The sequence below is a fragment of the Lentimicrobiaceae bacterium genome (assembly GCA_020636745.1).
In the GTDB taxonomy this organism is placed as follows: domain Bacteria; phylum Bacteroidota; class Bacteroidia; order Bacteroidales; family Lentimicrobiaceae; genus Lentimicrobium.
This window is the reverse complement of record JACJXH010000003.1, coordinates 234,156-254,214: the sequence shown is the minus strand read 5'-3', so window position 1 is coordinate 254,214 and position 20,059 is coordinate 234,156. Positions and strand designations below refer to the sequence as shown.

The window sequence follows — 20,059 nt, the reverse complement described above, 5'->3', positions numbered from 1 at the left end:
TAAAACCTGAATAATTTCCTGTAGCGTAAAAAGCTCATAATGTGCAACATATATTTAGAATCTATCTAAATAGATATCATCATTTGTTTTTGGCATTTCTATTGACTTAGGGCAAGCCAGTAGAAACTAAAAAAAGCCAAAACTATGAGCGCCTTTCTCGCCTTTTTGCCTATCCTTTTAACAATTGCATTAATGGCCGGATTTAACTGGCCGGCCAAAAAAGCTCTTCCATTTGCCCTTCTTGTGGCTATACTGGTTGCCTTTTTTCAGTGGGATATGAGTTTGTCTCATATTTTCGGATATACATTTTTCGGGTTTCTGAAAGCCATTGATATTTTAGTCATTATTTTCGGAGCTATTCTGATTCTCAACACACTCAAGCTGTCGGGGGCAATGGCCACGATTAACAATGGCTTTAATGGCATTACAAAGGATAGACGTATTCAAACCATTATTATTGGGTTTATGTTTGGTTCGTTTATTGAAGGGGCTGCCGGATTTGGTACGCCAGCAGCGTTGGCAGGTCCTTTACTTGTGGGGCTTGGTTTTCCGCCCTTAGCCGCAGCTTTAGTCGCCCTTATTTTTAATAGTACAGCAGTTACTTTTGGTGCAGTCGGCACTCCGATATTCGGAGCCATGAGCACCTTAGGGGCCAACTTAGAACCAGCCGGAATAGGGGCCGACAGCTTTATGCTTGCCCTTACCAAATGGATTGCTATTCCTAACGCTATTGCCGGAATTTTTCTTCCATTGCTTGGAATTATGATTTTAACCCGCCATTTTGGTAAAGAGAAGTCTTTTAAACCTGCATTTGCTGCAATGCCATTTGCCATTTTTGCAGGTTTGTCATTTATGGTTCCTTATCTGCTTATTGCTATCTTCTTCGGACCTGAGCTGCCTTCACTCGTTGGTGCTTTTATCGGTTTGGGTATTGTTATTTTTGCTGCAAAAAAAGGGTTTCTTGTGCCAAAAACTTCATGGGATTTCCCGGAAGAAAGTGCATGGCCTAAAATATGGAAATCAAATAGTGATACAGGTACTACCGGTCAGGCTAAAATGTCGCTGCTGAAAGCCTGGGCCCCATATTTACTCATAGCTGTGATACTGGTCCTTACCCGAATTCCGTCTATTGGTTTAAAAAGTATCTTGTTATCACAGGAAATTAAATACAATCAGGTTGCTGGTATCGAAGGACTTAATTATGTGCTAAAATGGGCTTATCTGCCAGGAACTATTCCTTTTATTTTAGTTGCCTTGCTCACTCATTGGATGCATAAAATGCCTGTCAGAGACATCAAAACTGCCTGGATGCTCACTTTAAAACAGATAAAAGGTGCAGCTATAGCTTTGTTTGCCGGTGTTGGTATGGTTCAGCTGATGCTTAACTCAGGTGTAAATGGAAGCGGAATGGAAAGTATGTTAACTGAAATGGCTTCAGCAGCTGCAAAAATTAGCGGTTCAGCCTATCCTTTATTTGCTACCATGATTGGAATGCTAGGCTCATTTATGTCGGGTTCGGCTACCGTTTCCAATATTCTTTTCATGTCATTTCAATTCGAAACAGCTTCAATTTTAGGCCTGCCTCAAATATTAGTGCTTTCAATGCAGGGTATTGGCGCTGCAGTGGGAAATATGATTTGTGTAAACAACGTAGTGGCCGTTGCTGCTACTGTGGGATGTTTGGGAGCTGAAGGCCGGATTATCCGTACAAATTCATTTCCCGCATTCATTTACTACCTGTTTATCACCATCCTGATAGGATCTTTGATATTTATCGGTTTTAGTCCGGCAATTTAATCGCCGTAAAAAGTAGTTCATTACAAGGCTTGATACCTTAGTCTGAAAAAAACAAAAGAATTATGAATAACTTACCTGAAAATTACAAGAAACTTTACCACAATCTGGTGCAATACATCGATAAAAGCAGGTTGTTGACAAGTCCGCTCAGCACCCTGGCTTTTGGCACCGATGCGAGTTTTTACCGGCTGATTCCAAAAATTGTGATAAAAGCGAAAGATGTTGCAGAAGTATCGCGCATTCTTAAGGATTGCAGTGCATCTGGCATTCCGGTTACTTTCAGGGCTGCAGGAACCAGTCTTTCCGGACAGGCTATCTCCGATTCTGTTTTAATTATTGCCGGTAATGGTTGGAAAAATCATCATATTCTGGAAAATGGTCACAAAATCAGGCTGGAACCTGGAGTTATTGGCGCACATGCGAATAACTTCTTAAAACCTTTTCAAAGAAAAATCGGGCCTGATCCGGCATCTATTAATGCGGCTATGGTTGGCGGAATTGTGGCAAATAATGCCAGCGGAATGTGCTGTGGCACTGCAGAAAATTCATACCAGACAGTTGAAAGTATGAAAGTGCTTTTGCACGATGGTACTTTACTCGATACTGCAGATGAAAACAGCAGGCACGCCTTCCGCATGTCGCATGGCAAACTGCTCGAAGACTTAACCCAACTTGCACGGGATATTCAGAGCGACAGCGAATTAAGCCAACGAATCAGGCAAAAATTCAAAATGAAAAATACAACGGGGTATAGCCTCAATGCATTGGTCGACTTTGATGATCCTTTTGAAATTCTGCAGCATTTGATGATAGGCTCTGAAGGTACTCTCGGCTTTTTGGCAGAAGTAACGTTTAAAACGGTAGTTGATGACCCTTTTAAGGCAAGTTCGCTCATGATTTTTTCAAATATTGAAAAAGCCTGCCAGGCAGTATCCAGATTGAAAAGCGAACCTGTTTCTGCCGTTGAACTGATTGACAGAGCCGGGCTTAAATCAGTTGAAAATGATTCTGATGTCCCTGCATATCTGAAAACCCTTTCTTCCAAAGCTTCTGCCATATTGGTCGAAACTACCGCAGCCACTAAAGAATTGCTTGACGATAAGGTAACGCAAATTATTAGCGCATTAAAAGAGATACCAGCAGAGCTTCCCATAACTTTTACCGCTATTCCGGTTGAATATGCAAAATTGTGGAAGATTCGGAAGGGTTTATTTCCATCAGTTGGAGCTATGCGCAAAACTGGTACAACTGTTATTATTGAAGATGTGGCTTTTCCCGTTCCGCAGTTGGCCGAAGCCACACTTGCTTTGCAGCAATTATTTGCCAAGTATAAGTATCATGAGGCTGTTATCTTCGGCCACGCCCTTGAGGGAAATCTTCATGTGGTATTTAACCAGGACTTTAATGAGCCCAAGGAAGTGAAGCGGTATGCCGAATTTATGGATGACCTGGCTGCAATGGTTACCGGACAATTTGACGGTTCGCTTAAAGCCGAACATGGTACCGGCCGTAATATGGCACCTTTTGTTGAACAGGAATGGGGAAGTAAAGCTTATAACATGATGAAAAGGATTAAGCATATTTTCGACCCGGAAAATTTGCTCAACCCGGGAGTAATCCTGAATAATGACCCCAAAGCTCATTTGAAAAACTTAAAACCTATGCCTGCATCAAACGAATTAGTAGATAAGTGCACTGAGTGTGGGTTTTGTGAACCCGCTTGTGTTGCACATGAACTTACGATGTCGCCCCGCCAGCGGATTACAGTTTATCGTGAAATGAAGCGATTGGAAAAAAGCGGAGAACAACCTCACATTCTGGCCTCGCTCATACAGGAGTATGATTACAAAGCTCTTCAAACTTGTGCCACCGACGGACTTTGTGCATTGAGCTGCCCCGTAAAAATTGATACTGGTAAACTTGTTAAACATCTCAGGCATGATCAACTTTCTGACAGAGACAAAAAGATAGCAGCTTATCTTGCTCCCCGAATGGATAAAGTAACAGGTTATGCCCGCTTCGGACTTAACACCGTAAATGCATTTCATACCATTTTAGGCACAGGCGCAATGAGTGTTATTGCAAATGGTGCCAGAAAAATTTCAGGTGATAAAATACCTCAATGGAACCCTTTCTTCCCCAAAGGAGCACCCAAAATTAAAACCACGACACACTTAAGTGATAACCCTAAAAAGGTTGTGTATTATCCCGCTTGTATTAACCAGGCAATGGGTATTTCAAAAGATTATGATGAGAAAGTTGCCCTTACGACAAAAGTGAAACAACTTCTGAATAAGGCTGGTTTCGAAATTATTTATCCTGATAATATGCCCAATTTATGTTGTGGTATGGCATACTCAAGCAAAGGATTTAAAGAGTTGGGTAAAAACAAATCAGACGAGCTGGAAGCTGCTCTGTTAAAAGCAAGTGAACATGGTAAATATCCGATCTTATGTGATATGAGCCCATGCCTTTTTACCATGAAGGAAAATATGGGGAATTCACTAAAATTATATGAACCCATTGAGTTTGTGCTTGAATTTCTGGTCCCTCATCTGACTTTCAATCCAATTAATGAAACTGTTAGCGTTTTTGCCGTTTGCAGTGCGAAAAAAATGGGCCTTGAAGATAAGATGGTGAAACTGGCTGAAATGTGTGCCCAAAAAGTTGTTAAACCCGATACCAATTGCTGTGGATTTGCCGGAGACAGAGGATTTAGCCATCCTGAGTTAAATTCTCACGGGTTGAGAAATTTGAAATCGCAAACTCCTGCAGAAGCAACTCATGGATATTCTACCAGCCGGACCTGTGAGATTGGCCTGACTAAACATAGTGGCATTTCTTACAAGTCAATCCTTTACCTGGTTGATAAAGCAACAGTTGCAAAAGTATAATCTGAATTATCGATATTCAGATTGGCTCTTCACATTAACACAAAAGTCTAAACGCTAAAAAATATAAAATGAAAAAAATAACCTTGCCACTTTTGGCTGCTCTTTTTCCGGCTTTACTTTTTGCACAAGAAGCTAAAGATTATTCTGTTACGCTGGGTGGTTTTGTCAGCTCTGAATCAATATTTGATTCACGACAGGCTGTAACTGCCCGTGAGGGAGATGTTTTTCTTTTTCCTGCTCCGGTTTCGAACGATGCAAACGGAGATGATTTGAATGCTATTGCCAATTTTAATATGTTTAGCATTCACAGCCGGCTTCAGGCTAAAGTGTCAGGTCCTGAAATGTTGGGTGCGCGCTCAAGTGCTTTACTTGAAATGGACTTTGTGGGCAATGCCAATCCGGTAATCAGTATGATGCGCCTGCGGCATGCCATTATCAAACTTGAATGGGCTAAAACATCTCTTTTGGTTGGACAATTCTGGCATCCGTTCTTTGTTTTAAATTCATATCCTGAAGTTTCGGGATGGGGTGGAGGTGCACCCTTTGCAGTTTTATCAAGAAACCCGCAAATCAGATTTGGATTTAAATTATCGAATAAATTAAGTGGCCATATAAGTGCACTCACGCAAAGAGACTTTTCCAGTACTGGCCCTGGCGGAGCATCTCCTGATTATATGAGAAATGCTGTTGTTCCAGAAGTTAATCTCAATCTTGAATACCAAAATGATGGATGGAAAGCCGGCTTTGTGATTGGTCAAAAAACCTTAAAACCACGCTTAAAGGATACTGAAGGGTTAAAGTTTACAAAAACCTTGAGCTCATTTCAGGGGAATGTTTATTTGCGCAAAGATGCCGGAAATTTTACTGCTAAAATTCAAGGACTTTATGGCGAAAACATGTATAACTTTCTGATGATGGGCGGATATGTTGAATCGATTGATCCCCTTACCGGTTCAATTGAATACTTTAATATGAAAACAGCTTCTGTATGGACTGAACTTTTATTAAAAAAAGGAAAGCTCACCTATTCTGTTTTCGGTGGATACTCCAAAAACCTGGGACTCTCCAGCAGTCCGGATGAACTGGCTGAAATTAACCGTTATGGAAGGGGAAGTGACATCAATGATACATACCGTATTGCACCTCGTGTAACCCTTACCATTCATAAGTTTGCTCTTATGACTGAATGGAGTTACAATATGGCTGCATATGGCAGCGTTCAGGCAAACGGGACAGTAAGCAATACCACTCAGGCAGATGGATTCCGGCTACAAACCCATTTAAAATACTCGTTCTAGGAAACATACTTGTTGAATTGATTCCCGGACAAGGAATTAAATACTGATTCTGCTAGAATTATAACTTCCATGGGCTTTTCAGATGAACTAATCCCTTACAGTTCTTTCTGAAAGCCCATTCCTGTTTTTAATCCTTAACTTCTGATAGAAATTAAAAATATTAAGTCCACAACTTAATTGATACACCTAATACGCTGTATATTAATATTATAAACAAATATCCAACCAAATATATTGCTTTAAGTCAACCCTGAAATCTTGTAATTGAACTGGACTTGGGCCGGGTGAATGCTGTTTCTTCGTGAAAAAAAAGTAAACCTGTTTTCATGAAAGAAGTAGTAATTGTATCAGCAGTTCGCACCGCAATCGGAAATTTTGGAGGTGCATTGGCAGGGGTTTCGGCCACTGAATTAGGAATCACAGCTGCCAAAGAAGCCATTCGCCGGGCAGGAATTAATCCTGATGAAATATCAGAAACAATTATTGGAAATATTCTTTCGGCCGGACTAGGGCAGAATGTAAGTCGCCAAATTGCCATTAAAGCTGGCATACCCGATACAAAGCCTGCCATGACCATCAACAAGCTTTGCGGTTCGGGCTTAAGGGCGGTTTCTATGGCGGCACAGTTTATTATGCTGGGCGATGCCGATGTTGTGCTGGCCGGAGGAACAGAAAGCATGTCAAATGCCCCTTACCTTATGATGCAGGGACGCACTGGATACCGGATGGGCCACGGACAGATTATGGACAGCATGATTCTTGACGGTCTTACCGATTCCTTTAACAACTACCATATGGGTATTACTGCTGAAAATATAGCCGAACGCTGGAATATTAGCCGTGAGGAGCAGGATGCTTTCGCATTGGAAAGTCAGCACAGAACTGAAGAAGCCCAGAAAGCCGGGCGGTTTGCTGAAGAAATTGTTCCTGTTAGTATTCCTCAGCGTAAAGGCGACCCGGTTATTTTTGATACGGATGAATTTCCTAAACACGGTCTCAAAATTGAAAAACTATCAGCATTACGACCTGCTTTTAAAAAAGACGGGACTGTAACAGCCGGCAATGCTTCAGGAATTAACGACGGGGCTGCCATGCTGATTATTATGTCAGCCGAAAAAGCAGCTCAACTTGGACTTAAGCCGCTGGCCAGAATATTATCATACGGTAATGCAACTCTCGACCCTGCAATTATGGGCTATGGGCCGGTGCCAGCAACACTGGCAGCATTGAAAAAAGCCAATCTGACTATTGATGACATTGATTTGGTGGAAGCCAATGAAGCCTTTGCAGCGCAATCATTGGCTGTTGTGCGCGACCTGAAAATAAACCCGCTCAAAGTAAATGTGAACGGTGGAGCCATTGCATTAGGGCATCCCATCGGCGCATCAGGTGCCAGAATCCTGACCACCCTGATTTATGAAATGAAACGCCGTAATGCAAACAGGGGCTTGGCCACACTTTGTATTGGAGGCGGACAAGGAACAGCTTTAATTATTGAAAACATTAAATAAACACATATTATGAAAAGACTTGAAAATAAAATTGCAGTTATTACCGGAGGAGCCGATGGACTTGGACGTGCCGCCGCACTTAAATTTACGGATGAAGGTGCCAGGGTAATTATCTGGGATATGAACGAAGAAAAAGGAACGCAAACAGTAAACGAAATAAAAGCAAACGGTGGAGAAGCATTCTTTGCCAAAGTGAATACGGCCTCGTTTGCTGAGGTTGATGCTGCAACACAGCAAGCCATTGCTCAATTTGGCAGAATTGATATTCTTATCAACAACGCCGGTATCACCCGTGATGCTTCAATCAAAAAGATGACTCCCGAATTATGGCAACAGGTAATAGATGTTAATCTGACCGGCGTTTTTAATTGTGCCAAATGCATCAGTGCCCACATGGTTGAAAATGGGTTTGGGCGAATTGTAAATACATCCTCGGTAGTTGCCCTTTATGGAAATTTCGGACAAACGAATTATGTGGCAACCAAAGCAGGTGTAATTGGTATTACCAAAACTCTGGCTCGCGAACTCGGTCGTAAAGGCATAACAGTAAATGCGGTGGCACCCGGGTTTATTGCAACTGAAATGGTGAAGAAAATGCCTGAAAACGTGCTGAAATCCATGGAAGAGAAAGTTCCTCTTGGCAGACTTGGCGCTCCCGAAGAAATTGCATCTGCTTATTTGTTTTTAGCAAGCGATGAAGCGGCATATATCAATGGCGCAACTATCAGCGTTGATGGAGGAATTACAATTTAGTTCATCAATTATGGAAAAGCTAATTTAATTTTCGTGAAATTTAGCATCCTAAACCAACCCTATGGCATCAGCACAACAAGTAACCGGAGGATGGATTTTAATCGCACTTTATGCGATAGCTATCCTGTTTTTTGTAATTCGTGGAGCGCTGCGCACCAAAAATATCAGTGACTACGCTGTTGGAAATTTTAATTTTTCGCCCTGGTTTGTAGGGCTTTCACTTGCTGCAGCTATGACAAGTGCTGCTACATTTGTTATTAATCCCGGGTTAATTGCCGCATATGGTATCAGCGGAGTATTATCATTTGGGGTGTTTTTTCCTTTGGCATCACTGGTATCACTGGTATTGCTTACCAAAAGCTTTCGCAGATATGGCAGTACGGTTAAGGCACTTACCCTGGCTAACTGGATTGGCTCCAGATACAACAGTAAGGGATACGCCCTGTTTATTGGCTTTCTCTCTGTTTTGCTACTTACTTTTATTGTTCTGATTCTTGTCGCAATTACTAAAGTATTAAGCAAATCACTAAACGTTAATGAGATATACGTTTTACTGGGAGTTGTCATCTTTGTATTTGGATATATGATGTTTGGAGGTGCCAATTCCATGGTTTACACCAATACTATCCAGGCAATGGTCATGGTAATTGTTGCGGTTGTGCTTATATCATCAGGCTATCCCTATCTGAAAGACGGACTGTTTTCATTCTTCGATAAACTTGCTGCTATCAATCCGGTGCTTGTCAGTTCAACCAATGAAAGCAGCCCCTTGTTTCGCGATTTCTTCGAAATTATTTTAGCCCAGATGATTGTGGGAGCTGCTGTTGTTTGTCAGCCTCACATCATTACAAAATCACTGTTGCTCAAAAAAGAAAGTGATGTAAACAGATACCTGGTTGCGGCTGTTATTATTCAAGTCCTGTTTTATTCGGTAATCGTTACAGGGCTGTATGCGCGTTTAACTTTTCCTGAATTAACTGCAAATGGCAAATCTCTGAATGTTGACGGCATTATACCGGCTTATGTTGTTCAGGTTTTCTCACAAGGCTGGATAGCCATCGTAATTGGTCTTATTGTAATACTGGGATTACTGAGTGCCGGACTGTCGACCATTGAAGGTCTTATTCAAAGTTTAAGTACCACTATAACTTCAGATATTATTAAACCATTATTTGGAAAACATATTGATAATGATCAAAAGTTTATTTTGATAAATCGATTGGTGATAGTGGGAATGGCTGTTGCATCATTTGCAGCTGCCCGATCCCAGATTTTACATCCCAATCTGAGTGTTGCTATTTTTGCACAGAACGGTGTTTATTCTTTCTTCTCCATTGCCTTTGTACCGATTGCTTTTGGGATATTTTTAAAAGATACTTCCAGAAACACGGCATTAACCGGCTCAATTACTGCATTGGTGGTTTATTTTATGGTGTACTATGTCTTCCCCTGGATGGTTAACACCCAAAGCATGAGCTTTGGCTTCTTCGACAGGTATTTTTCCGGTAAAGTCCAAAATCCAGCTATAGCAGCAGCCAGCGCTATAACTTTGTCTGTTATAGCAGGCCTTTTGGTGTATTTATTAACGAAAAGCAAAACTACAGCTTCTGCTAAAAACTAAATTCTGTAAACCTGATGAAAACGAACGAGAAAATATACAAGGAAAAGCTTATCAGCATTGAACAAGCAATAAGTTTTATCAAAAGTGACACAGATATTATTGTAGCTCAGTGTGCATCAGAGCCACAAGGCTGTATGTCAAAATTTCATCTGGCCAGGGAGCGTGGTGTGACTGATGTAAAGGTATTTTCGGTGCTTACATTGAAACCGTATGATTTTTATATGAAACCTGAAATGAAAGGGCATTTTGAACTTTGCAGTTGGTTTCATGCCCCGGGTTCACGGCAGGCGCTCAAAGCTAAAACAGGCACAGTTACCTATGTGCCCAATATGCTTCACCGGTCAGCAACTGATCGGCTGAAAGTGCGCAAACCTCATATGTTTTTCGGCACCTGTACACCTCCCGATGAGCGGGGCTACGTGTCACTGTCATTGGGAATTACCTATGAAAAGGATATTATTGAGGCCGCTGAAATAACTGTACTTGAGGTCAATGATCAACTTCCCCGCACGCTCGGTGATACCCATATTCATGTCAGTGAAATTAGCTACTTTGTTGAGTTCTCGCAAACACCTCCAACTTTGCCCGCTCCACAGCCCGATAATGTTGCCTTAAGCATTGGCAGGCACATTGCTGATTTAGTTGAAGATGGTTCCACAATTCAGCTGGGGATTGGAGAAATACCCAACGCTGCGGCCTTATCGCTAAACACAAAAAAAGACCTGGGCGTCCACACTGAAATGATGGTTGATAGCATGATGGAGTTATATGAAGCCGGTGTTATTACCAACAAGAAAAAGGCTGTTCATAAAGATAAGTTTATCTGCACATTTGCTATGGGAAGTGAAAAACTTTATAAATGGCTTGATAATAACCCCAGTGTTGAGTTTCTGAGGGGGAAATATGTAAATGACCCGTGTGCTATGAAACAAAACAGCCGCATGGTTTCAATCAATACGTGTATTATGGTTGACTTCACAGGGCAGGTTTCCAGCGAATCTATTGGCATAGAACAATATTCGGGCACCGGCGGACAAACCGATACTGCTGTGGGCGCTATTGAAGGTACTGATGGGCTGGGAAAATCCATTATTGCCTGTCGTTCAACCGCACGAGGCGGTACCATTTCTACCATTGTTCCTGTATTGCCCGAAGGAAGCGCTGTAACCCTGCATAGAAGTCATACTGATTATGTTGTAACAGAGTGGGGGAGTGTAAGACTAACAGGACGTACAGTTAGGGAACGCACAAAATTGCTGATTTCTATTGCTCATCCTGATTTCAGAGAAAGCCTTACTGCACAGGCTGAAAAACTCGGGTTTATTTAACTTAAAAAAAAACAAATGCTTGCTGTTAAAATATTAGGGACTGGATTATATGTCCCGGGTGAAAAAATTTCAAACGCAGAATTAAAGCAAATAACCGGACTTGAGTTTAAATCAGATAAACTCGAAGAAAAGCTTGGTGTTTTTAGCCGACATATGGCTCATTTGCGTGGAATAGCAGAAACAACGGCTGATTTTGCTACAAAGGCTGCTCAAAACGCCATCTCAGATGCTGGTTTATCAGGCGATGACATCGGGCTTTTTATTGTGGGTACTGATACCCCTGAGTACATCTCTCCGGCTACCGCTATTCTGGTACAAGGTCGAATACAAAAACAAGAAACTTGGGCCTCAGCTTTCGATATTTCAGCTTCGTGTGCAAGCTTTACCATTGCGCTTGATAATGCTGTAAGGATAATGGCTACTGACCCCGCTATCAATTACGCAGTGGTTACCGGGGTTTACAATATGCCAGCCTATCTGAGACCTGACGATGCTTTTGGCTATTCTTTATTTGCCGATGGAGCAGGTGCAGTGGTTTTAGCAAGAACCGATAATGAAAAACAGGGCTATATCGGCAGTCAGCTTTTAACTGACGGAACCCAATTTGACTTTATAGGTGTTTATGCGGGAGGAACTAAAATGCCCGTTACACGGGATGTTCTCGATAATAACCAGCAAGGGCTCCTTAGTCTGCAGCCCATGCCTGGCGATAGAAATGTGAGACTTTGGCCAATGGTGGTGAGAAAACTACTCGACAAATACAAATTATCAGTTTCTGAAATTGATCATTTCATCTTTACCCAAATTAACCATTCGGTAATCAACGATGTAATGAACGTGTTGGGCGTATCCATGTCAAAAACAACCACTGTGATGGATAAATATGGCTACACCGGCTCAGGCTGTGTACCAATGGCTTTTCATCATGCCGTTAAAGAAGGCAGGATCAAACGGGGCGATCGCGTGTTGTTTATGGCTTCCGGGGCTGGCTTGGCAGTTGGTAGTAACCTGTTTATTTATTAATTAATCCTGATTATGACAAACACAAAAGAACAGGGATTTCACGTTGGAATAGCTGGCACTGGTGTATATATTCCTTCATTGCGCATGTCAGCTGCCGAAATATCTGCCAAAACCAACGGACAATGGACTGAGGAAGCCATCGTGCAAAAACTGGGCATTTATGAAAAACCTGTACCTGGTATAGGTGATGGAACCCAGGAAATGGGCGTTAAAGCTGCAATGGATTGTCTTAAAAATACAGGCATTCATCCTGAAAAAATTGACCTTATCCTCTCCATTGGTGAAGAATGGAAAGAGTTTCCGCTGACAACCACCGGTATCTATATTCAGGAACGCATTGGTGCAGTAAATGCATGGGCTATTGATCTACAGCAACGTTGCTGCACTTCAGTTGCTGCTCTGAAAATTGCCAAAGACATGATGTTTGCCGATGATGATATCAACACTGTGCTTATTGCAGGAGGATATCGTAATGGCGATTTTATTGACTACACCGATAGCTCTGTCTCTTTTATGTTTAACCTCGCTGCAGGTGCAGGAGCTATTTTGCTGCAGAAAAATTTGGGCAAAAATGCCTTATTAGGGACTCACATTGTGACTGATGGTTCTATGGCCCGTGATGCCGGTGTTGAATTTGGAGGCACTGAGAAGCCGATTACCTGCGAAAATATTTCGGAAGCTTATTGCTCTTTGCGGGTTTTTGATGAGCAACATATGAAAGCTAGATTAAATGAGGTTTCCATGCAAAACTGGATGACCTGTATACATCAAGCCTTCGCTAAATCAGGTTTAAAAATAGCTGACCTGGATTATCTTGCTGCTTTACATTTCAAACGTTCCTTGTATTTTGGGTTAGTAGAGCAACTGGGGATTAAACCAGAACAAACGATTTATCTTGAAAATTACGGCCACCTGGGGCAAATAGATCAGATTCTTTCCCTTCATCTTGCACAACAAATGGGTAAACTAAAGGAAGGTAGTGTGATTTCCATGATAGCTGCGGGTATTGGCTATGCCTGGGGTGCCAATGTAATTCAATGGGGGAGATGTAAGGTCTGATAGTTTTGTAAACATTGTATAGTTCTGTATATCTGAACTATAAATGATGCATTAAATCAATTTGCCTTTTAAGTCAACCCTATAAAATGTTTCAAAAATTCGTAACTTACAATTCAAAAGAATACCTTTAACCCACTAATAAACAACCTTAAAAATCAATCAACATGAAAAACAAAGCAATTTTATTCTTATCCATTGCATTTGCTGCAGTTTTAGGATTTTCTTCATGCAGTAAAGATGAGAATCAGGCACCCAAAATTAAATCAGCCGAACTTTCATCTGACAACAAAACAATAAATGTGACTTTTTCAGAAGTTGTTTACGCCAAAGCTGACATGACCGGAGCACTTGATGCATCATCGTTAACTGTAACAGCTCCTGCATCAGTTGACTTTACTTATACTGTTTCTCACACCGCCGGTAGTGCTACTGCCACCATTAATCTGACCATTACCTCTATTTTACAGGGAACTGAAAAGTTTACCGTAAAACCAGCTTCTGCTACTTCTATTTATGATAACGAAGGAAAAGCAATGGAAGCCGCTGAAATGATAGAAAGTAATGCAGCTGCTCAGGATTTGGGAATCATGGGAAGCTGGGTTTCGGAAGGTAGCAATGTTGCTCCGCTGCTCGTAACCTATTTCAATGTACTTAAGGTAGAAGCTGAATTTAAGGCTGATTTTACTTACGTTGTGAACCAGTTCAACATTGGCAATGCAACTACTACACCTGATTTGGTATTTACCGGAACCTATGAAATTGTAAAATCAACGTTTGGTAATATCTGGACTATCACCTGCAGCCAGGAGTTGCCTTACACTGCAACCGCTTCTGGTATTTTTGAAATTAAAACCGGCCCTGAAGTACTCTGGTATGAGGTTGTTCAAACTTCTGGCACCCAAAATGTACCTCCAACTCCTGCTTTGGGCTTTGGAAGCTCAAATGGCGGAACACTTGGCGAATTAAATATTCAGAAATTTGTTCGCGTTCAATAAGTTATCTGCTTTGCTTTAAAGTGGAAATTTAAATACAAAAAATTAAATTAAGGCAAAGCCGAAGTTAATGAATTGACCCGGCTTTGCCTTTTTTTTAACATCTTAATACTTGCTACATGAATAAAATTACGAAAGTTTTTTTGGTTGTTCTATTGGCTCTCGTGCAGCAATTGCCGGCTCAGATAACGGGTGAAAAGCCGGTGTCGGATGCCAACAAATTCAATTTGTTCAGCAACGACATGCCCTATAATGCTAAAGCAAACAAGGAGTTTCAGTTTCTGGCATTTTTTATCACACAGGGCGTAAATTCCAACATGTACCCTAAAGCCAGTTTGTTTAATGGACAGCTGGTAGGCCGTCTTTTTGGACCAAATTCATCTTCAACATCTGACACCAGTACTTCAAGCTATTTCGAGCAGCGTATTATCCCGTTTTTTATTTATCAGCCTAAGCTGTTTAATGGAAAGGCAATTTTAAGAACTTCGTTTGAAATTGATTGGACCTGGGGCGATCAGGCATATGGAATTAGTGGAAATAAAGGAGGGGCTATCAATGCCGACCAGGTAAACATTCAAACACAAAATGTTGAGCTGGAGTTAATTCCGGCAAAGAATTTCGCTATCAATCTTGGCTTGCAAAGACTTTATGATACACCGTACAACCCGTATCGCACAATGTTTGACAAGATGACTACAACCGGGTACAGACTTGCATACTGGGGTACTGATGCAGTTGGGATTTCAGCAAGGTATGACGGAGATTTTCAAAAAGTTAAGGCCGGTTATTACCTGCTTTATGAGAATAACACTGAAGCCGTTGATGATGTTACTTTAACCGAGTTGGTTTATCAGCAAAAACTAAGTTTAAAGTGGAATGCAGGTGCTTCTTTATATTATGTGCGCGACAGAGGCAAAGGACAGGGAGGCGTTTCAGTTTTTGGTGAAGGCCTTACCAGCACGCTGGCGGCCTATAATGGCTCTTTTGTTTTTAATATGCCACGAGATTATAAAGCAGATATAGCCTGGTTAGGTCTGACTCTCAGCCGTAATCCTGATTTTTGGCTCGATCCGTTTCAATTAACCAGTTTTGTTAATTTTAACCTTGGAACAGCCCAGGCAAAGGTTGGCAATTCCTATGAAAAAGCTGCAGATATTGCCGGTTTTGCTGCAAATATAAGAGCTGCTTATCGTTATGGCCGCACGTTAAATGATTATGTGTCCGCTGATTTTATCTATGCATCAGGCGATCCCAATGGAATTGACGATAAAAAGTTTAAAGGTGTTATTACGGGCAACAGTTGGGGAATGCCTTCAAGCATTTTTATTGGCACCGGTGGTTATCTTTTGTTCCCTCATGCAAATGTGGTCAACCGATTTACACCGGTTGTAGCTGATATTTCAAACATGGGTTATGGCTTAATTGGAGGGACGATGAATGTTGCGCATGATTTTATCCCTCATAAACTGAATGCGAAAGCAGGCTCTGCATTTGCAGTGAGTCAGGCCAAACCCCAGGGTGGCGGTTGGAGCCTGGGCACTGAATTAAATGGTTCTGTTTCTTATTCTCTTGGGCCATTTATGAGTATTGAGATGCATGGAGCATATCTGTGGCTGGGCGATTTCTTCGATAGCCAGGATGATTCTCATGGCTCTTCAATAAACGGAAATTCAATAACCCGACCTGTCAATCCGTATACTTTTTTTATAGTTTACAAATGGTTGATGTTCTGATTATTCAAGTAAAACTTCACGATGAAAACATATACAAAAATGAAACTTAAATCATTCATCCCGTTTATTTTCTTGCTGTTAACTGCTTGTAATCCTTATCAGAACATAACAAAAATCAGTTCAATGAAGGATTTAAAGTACGATTATCCGGTAAAGTATGCCGAATTAAGCAATGGAATTAATCTGGCCTATATTGATGAAGGAAAAGGCTCTGAAACTATATTAATGATACATGGTCTGGGAAGCTACCTTCCTGCCTGGAAAAAAAATATAAATGAGCTCAGTAAAAATTACAGGGTAATTGCCATTGACCTGCCGGGATATGGAAAGTCATCAAAAGCTCCTCATAGCGGTCTCATGACTTTTTATGCAGGAGTCATTGCCGAGTTTATTCAGCAACTTAATATTGGCCCGGTGAATCTAGCCGGACATTCAATGGGCGGGCAAATCTCAATGGTTTTGGCACTTGAGAAACCCGAGCTGGTAAAAAGGCTGATTCTTGTCGATCCCGCCGGTTTTGAAGCTTTTCATGCCGGTCAACGCAACTGGTTTAAAGATGTAATGACCCCCAATCTGGTGCGATTGACAAGTCTCGAAGCCATTGAAACCAATCTGGCAAGCAACTTTTTCAGAATGCCGGCTGATGCAAGGTTTATGATAGAGGACAGAATTGCTATGCGCGATGCCACTGATTTTGATGCATATTGCCTTGCAGTGGCCCGTTCCGTTCATGGAATGGTGGATGAACCTGTATTGGATAAAATTTCAGCCATTAGCGTACCAACGCTAATTTTCTTTGGCGAAAACGATATGCTGATTCCAAACCGGTATCTGAACCCGGGTTTTACGGTTAAAATTGCTGAAACCGGTGCTAATCTTATTAAAGGGAGCAAGCTGGTTATGGTTCCTAAATGCGGACACTTTATGATGTTCGAAAAATCTGATGTTTTTAATGAAGAAACCAAAAAATTTATTCAATAATTCTGTTGGTTGATTTATTATTCATAATGGGGGCTCACCTTTGAGCCTCCATTATTTTTTGTTGTAATTTAAAGCCAAAATCTGACACATGAAGTTGAAACTTGTTACGTTCAGCCATTTTGCCAATCATCTTTACCCACATGAAGCTGATTACCTTTTAAGTATTCAAAAATTCAACAAGAGCCAGAACAGGCAAATACTTGACACTCTTCATCATAATTGCCACAACCCATCCAAACGCAAGGAGTATGATGCTTCTTTGGATAAACGTTCATACTCTTATTTAAAAACATGGATTGTTCAATCGCTTGATAAAATTGATGTTGATAAATTCTACGAGTGGCTTGCCTATACCGAAAAACAAGTATTAACAGATGCAATAACGCCCGAAGAAGAAAAGGAAATTCTGAATTACATCAAGTCGATAAATCCAACCCACTACTTCTTCCTGAGATTTTACGAACTGGTTCAATATTTCAGAGACTATTTGCTTATAAGAGTACGAAATCAGTTTTATAAGCCAACCAATGCGTTTCTGCAGAAATATGAAACAGCCTATCGCAAGAGCATTGAAATTAATAACCAACTGAATCAGGCTGCCGAAGAAATTATAAGGCACCATGCTTCACTTGAAGCCGAGCCAATACATTTCAGCGAATTTCTGCAATCCACTTTTAATAATTCAGATCTCGACGGATATACCCGATACAGAGCCGCTGTCAGACTTACTTTCCTTTACTACAACTATCGTGAGTTTGAGAACCTCCGAGTCGTTTACAACGAGTTGGATGAGCTTTTTAAAACATCTCTCTTTTACTCGAAAAGGCTTTTGGCTAATTATTATTCAAACAGAGCCATGATGCACAGCAAGTTGAATGAGCTTGAGCTTGCCGAGCAATTCGGGTATTTGTCTATCAGGCAAAAAAACAGCGATTATTTGTTTTATCTGGCCAATTTGTGTGGTGTGCTTCTGCGCAGCAGAAAGTATAGTGTTGCTTTAAAATTGATGAATACATCCATTCCCGACTTAAAAAAAACCAACAGTTTTTATAACAAAATCGGGTTTGTAAGCTTTTATACCAGAACATTGGTGTACAATAAAATGGCAAAGAATGCTGTCAGTTATGCCTCTACTTTTCTTGATGCCTATAAAAAAGAAATTTTTGAAACACGCTGGCATCTGTTCTTTACAGCCTATCTGCAGGCACTGCTAAGCGCCGAAAAATACAGCCGGTTGGTTGCTGTTGCCAAACATTATAATTTACTGGCACTGGAAAATAAAATTGTCGACAAAACAGTGTATATGCCTGTGATTTTATGGTATAACGAAGTGGCATTGTATATGGAAGGCAAACAAACCAAAGAAAAAATGCAGGAAACCATCATTTCTTCTGCCCGGATTTTGCTTCAAAATAAATATAAAGCAGGTAGAATAAATGAATTACTACTCAGTTTTTCCGATTCAATTCCTCTTGAAATTGAAGAAATTAAAGCCAGCCTGTTTCCGCTTCACGAGCATTAACATACCTGGTATTTACGTTTTGAATGCTATAATTGTAATTGTGAAATGTAACGTTTGAAACTAATCGGGTTTGATACTGTTGTGCATTTATGAAACTGTTGTATAAACCTTGTTGAAAACAAGAAGTTAAATTAACTTCGCAACATTAAAACTTACATTCAGGCAGGTATTTTTACCAATGAGAATGGCAAGTAAAGCAGTCCGGAATTTTAAGTTCATTTACGGGTTAAAAAATGACAACAACCATCATCATTACTTTCTGTCTGCTTTTGCTTATTGCATATCTGTTTGATTTATCTGCTTCAAAAACAAGGATTCCAAGCGTAATTTTATTGCTGATTCTGGGATGGGTTCTGCGCCAGATGTCTGTGTTTTTTGAAATTAAAATTCCTGACCTTACCACCATTTTGCCCGTTTTTGGCACAATCGGATTGATTCTGATTGTGCTTGAAGCCTCGCTTGAGCTCGAGCTGGATAAGTCAAAAGTTTTACTTATCAAGCAATCGTTATTAGGCGCCTTGCTTCCCATGTTTGCATTGACACTCATTCTGACATACTTGTTTTATCACATTGGAAATTATTCATTCAGAAATAGTTTGATAAATGCCATTCCTTTTAGTGTAATAAGCAGTGCCGTGGCCATTCCAAGTGTGCGTAACTTGGCAAAATCGCTCAAAGAGTTTATTATTTACGAAAGCAGTTTTTCTGATATAGCTGGTGTTATTTTCTTCAATTTTATTGCATTAAATGTTAGCTTTGGCTTGGCTTCATTTGTAAACTTCGGACTTCAGCTGCTGGTTATAATCCTCATCTCATTTGTTGCAACAATAGCTCTTGCAATTTTGCTGCACCGCATTGAGCATCATATCAAATTTGTTCCAATCATATTATTGGTAATTCTGATTTATGCAATTTCCGAAATTTATCACTTGCCTGCCCTGGTATTTATCATGTCATTCGGCTTGTTTATAGGCAACCTGAATAAATTAAAACGATTTAAACTTATTGCCCGCATTCAGCCTGAGGAGCTGGAAATTGAGGGCAGAAAATTTAAAGAAATTACAACTGAGGCTGCCTTCCTGGTCAGGGCTTTATTTTTTCTTTTGTTCGGCTTTATTCTTGAAACTTCTGAAATTCTGAATACAGAGACGCTGCTCTGGTCGAGTGGAATTTCCCTTATCGTCTTTATTTTAAGGGCCATACATCTGGAAATTTTGAAACAACCCTTAATTCCATTATTGTTTGTAGCTCCCCGGGGTCTGATTACTATATTACTTTTTCTGTCAATTGAGCCAGTGAACAGAATAATAATTGTGAACAAGTCGCTGGTTATTCAGGTAATTGTTATTTGCGCCCTTATTATGATGTTCGGACTAATGCTGATAGACCATGAAAAACCTGTACGAAAAAGGTTAAGCTCTTTCAGGAACAAACAGCTTGATGCTTAACGCAATTGCCTCAGGCATGGAATAAATCAGGCTTTTACGAATTATTTCCTCATATTTGTGCTGATTTCAGGGCTTTGTTTTTCTTTACCTGACAACAGA

14 protein-coding genes are annotated in these 20,059 nt (G+C 40.7%); all 14 read left to right on the top strand.

The features are described from left to right. Positions 1-144: 144 nt before the first annotated feature. The 14 genes from H6541_06500 (at position 145) to H6541_06435 (ending at position 19,960) form a co-directional block, all read left to right on the top strand. The gene (locus H6541_06500; GenBank protein ID MCB9015431.1) at positions 145-1,797 is read left to right on the top strand and encodes an L-lactate permease; all 1,653 of its coding nucleotides are present in this window, start codon (positions 145-147) and stop codon (positions 1,795-1,797) included. 62 nt (positions 1,798-1,859) lie between these two features. Further along, positions 1,860-4,691, top strand: a complete 2,832-nt coding sequence (locus H6541_06495) for an FAD-binding oxidoreductase (protein ID MCB9015430.1) — start codon at positions 1,860-1,862, stop codon at positions 4,689-4,691. 68 nt (positions 4,692-4,759) lie between these two features. Further along, positions 4,760-5,989, top strand: a complete 1,230-nt coding sequence (locus tag H6541_06490) for a hypothetical protein (protein MCB9015429.1) — start codon at positions 4,760-4,762, stop codon at positions 5,987-5,989. A gap of 326 nt (positions 5,990-6,315) precedes the next feature. Beyond that, positions 6,316-7,500, top strand: coding sequence for an acetyl-CoA C-acetyltransferase (locus H6541_06485; GenBank protein ID MCB9015428.1), 1,185 nt, complete (start codon positions 6,316-6,318; stop codon positions 7,498-7,500). Between the two features lie 9 nt (positions 7,501-7,509). Further along, on the top strand, positions 7,510-8,253 hold the full coding sequence (fabG, locus tag H6541_06480; GenBank protein MCB9015427.1) for a 3-oxoacyl-ACP reductase FabG: 744 nt from the start codon (positions 7,510-7,512) through the stop codon (positions 8,251-8,253). A gap of 61 nt (positions 8,254-8,314) precedes the next feature. After that, complete coding sequence (locus H6541_06475; protein ID MCB9015426.1) at positions 8,315-9,874, top strand: sodium:solute symporter; 1,560 nt, start codon at positions 8,315-8,317, stop codon at positions 9,872-9,874. Positions 9,875-9,888: 14 nt separating this feature from the next. Next, complete coding sequence (locus H6541_06470) at positions 9,889-11,202, top strand: acetyl-CoA hydrolase/transferase family protein (protein MCB9015425.1); 1,314 nt, start codon at positions 9,889-9,891, stop codon at positions 11,200-11,202. A gap of 15 nt (positions 11,203-11,217) precedes the next feature. Beyond that, a complete protein-coding gene (locus H6541_06465) occupies positions 11,218-12,225 on the top strand; it encodes a ketoacyl-ACP synthase III (protein MCB9015424.1) in 1,008 nt (335 codons plus the stop codon). A 12-nt stretch (positions 12,226-12,237) separates the two neighbouring features. Further along, complete coding sequence (locus H6541_06460; protein MCB9015423.1) at positions 12,238-13,284, top strand: 3-oxoacyl-ACP synthase; 1,047 nt, start codon at positions 12,238-12,240, stop codon at positions 13,282-13,284. A 164-nt stretch (positions 13,285-13,448) separates the two neighbouring features. Then, positions 13,449-14,279: a hypothetical protein gene (locus H6541_06455; GenBank protein ID MCB9015422.1), complete on the top strand. Its 831-nt coding sequence runs from the start codon at positions 13,449-13,451 to the stop codon at positions 14,277-14,279. A 116-nt stretch (positions 14,280-14,395) separates the two neighbouring features. Next, positions 14,396-16,009: a hypothetical protein gene (locus H6541_06450; protein MCB9015421.1), complete on the top strand. Its 1,614-nt coding sequence runs from the start codon at positions 14,396-14,398 to the stop codon at positions 16,007-16,009. A 123-nt stretch (positions 16,010-16,132) separates the two neighbouring features. Next, on the top strand, positions 16,133-16,990 hold the full coding sequence (locus H6541_06445; protein ID MCB9015420.1) for an alpha/beta hydrolase: 858 nt from the start codon (positions 16,133-16,135) through the stop codon (positions 16,988-16,990). 88 nt (positions 16,991-17,078) lie between these two features. Then, on the top strand, positions 17,079-18,512 hold the full coding sequence (locus tag H6541_06440; GenBank protein ID MCB9015419.1) for a hypothetical protein: 1,434 nt from the start codon (positions 17,079-17,081) through the stop codon (positions 18,510-18,512). Between the two features lie 233 nt (positions 18,513-18,745). Then, positions 18,746-19,960: a cation:proton antiporter gene (locus H6541_06435; GenBank protein ID MCB9015418.1), complete on the top strand. Its 1,215-nt coding sequence runs from the start codon at positions 18,746-18,748 to the stop codon at positions 19,958-19,960. Positions 19,961-20,059 lie beyond the last annotated feature (99 nt).

What these genes read in the sequence shown, in the direction of transcription:
- H6541_06440 (MCB9015419.1), top strand. Translation starts at nt 17,079, where the DNA reads ATGAAGTTGAAACTTGTTACGTTCAGCCATTTTGCCAATCATCTTTAC.
- H6541_06450 (MCB9015421.1), top strand. Translation starts at nt 14,396, where the DNA reads ATGAATAAAATTACGAAAGTTTTTTTGGTTGTTCTATTGGCTCTCGTG.
- H6541_06460 (MCB9015423.1), top strand. Translation starts at nt 12,238, where the DNA reads ATGACAAACACAAAAGAACAGGGATTTCACGTTGGAATAGCTGGCACT.
- H6541_06500 (MCB9015431.1), top strand. Translation starts at nt 145, where the DNA reads ATGAGCGCCTTTCTCGCCTTTTTGCCTATCCTTTTAACAATTGCATTA.
- H6541_06445 (MCB9015420.1), top strand. Translation starts at nt 16,133, where the DNA reads ATGAAGGATTTAAAGTACGATTATCCGGTAAAGTATGCCGAATTAAGC.
- H6541_06470 (MCB9015425.1), top strand. Translation starts at nt 9,889, where the DNA reads ATGAAAACGAACGAGAAAATATACAAGGAAAAGCTTATCAGCATTGAA.
- H6541_06435 (MCB9015418.1), top strand. Translation starts at nt 18,746, where the DNA reads ATGACAACAACCATCATCATTACTTTCTGTCTGCTTTTGCTTATTGCA.
- H6541_06455 (MCB9015422.1), top strand. Translation starts at nt 13,449, where the DNA reads ATGAAAAACAAAGCAATTTTATTCTTATCCATTGCATTTGCTGCAGTT.
- H6541_06465 (MCB9015424.1), top strand. Translation starts at nt 11,218, where the DNA reads ATGCTTGCTGTTAAAATATTAGGGACTGGATTATATGTCCCGGGTGAA.
- fabG (MCB9015427.1), top strand. Translation starts at nt 7,510, where the DNA reads ATGAAAAGACTTGAAAATAAAATTGCAGTTATTACCGGAGGAGCCGAT.
- H6541_06495 (MCB9015430.1), top strand. Translation starts at nt 1,860, where the DNA reads ATGAATAACTTACCTGAAAATTACAAGAAACTTTACCACAATCTGGTG.
- H6541_06485 (MCB9015428.1), top strand. Translation starts at nt 6,316, where the DNA reads ATGAAAGAAGTAGTAATTGTATCAGCAGTTCGCACCGCAATCGGAAAT.
- H6541_06475 (MCB9015426.1), top strand. Translation starts at nt 8,315, where the DNA reads ATGGCATCAGCACAACAAGTAACCGGAGGATGGATTTTAATCGCACTT.
- H6541_06490 (MCB9015429.1), top strand. Translation starts at nt 4,760, where the DNA reads ATGAAAAAAATAACCTTGCCACTTTTGGCTGCTCTTTTTCCGGCTTTA.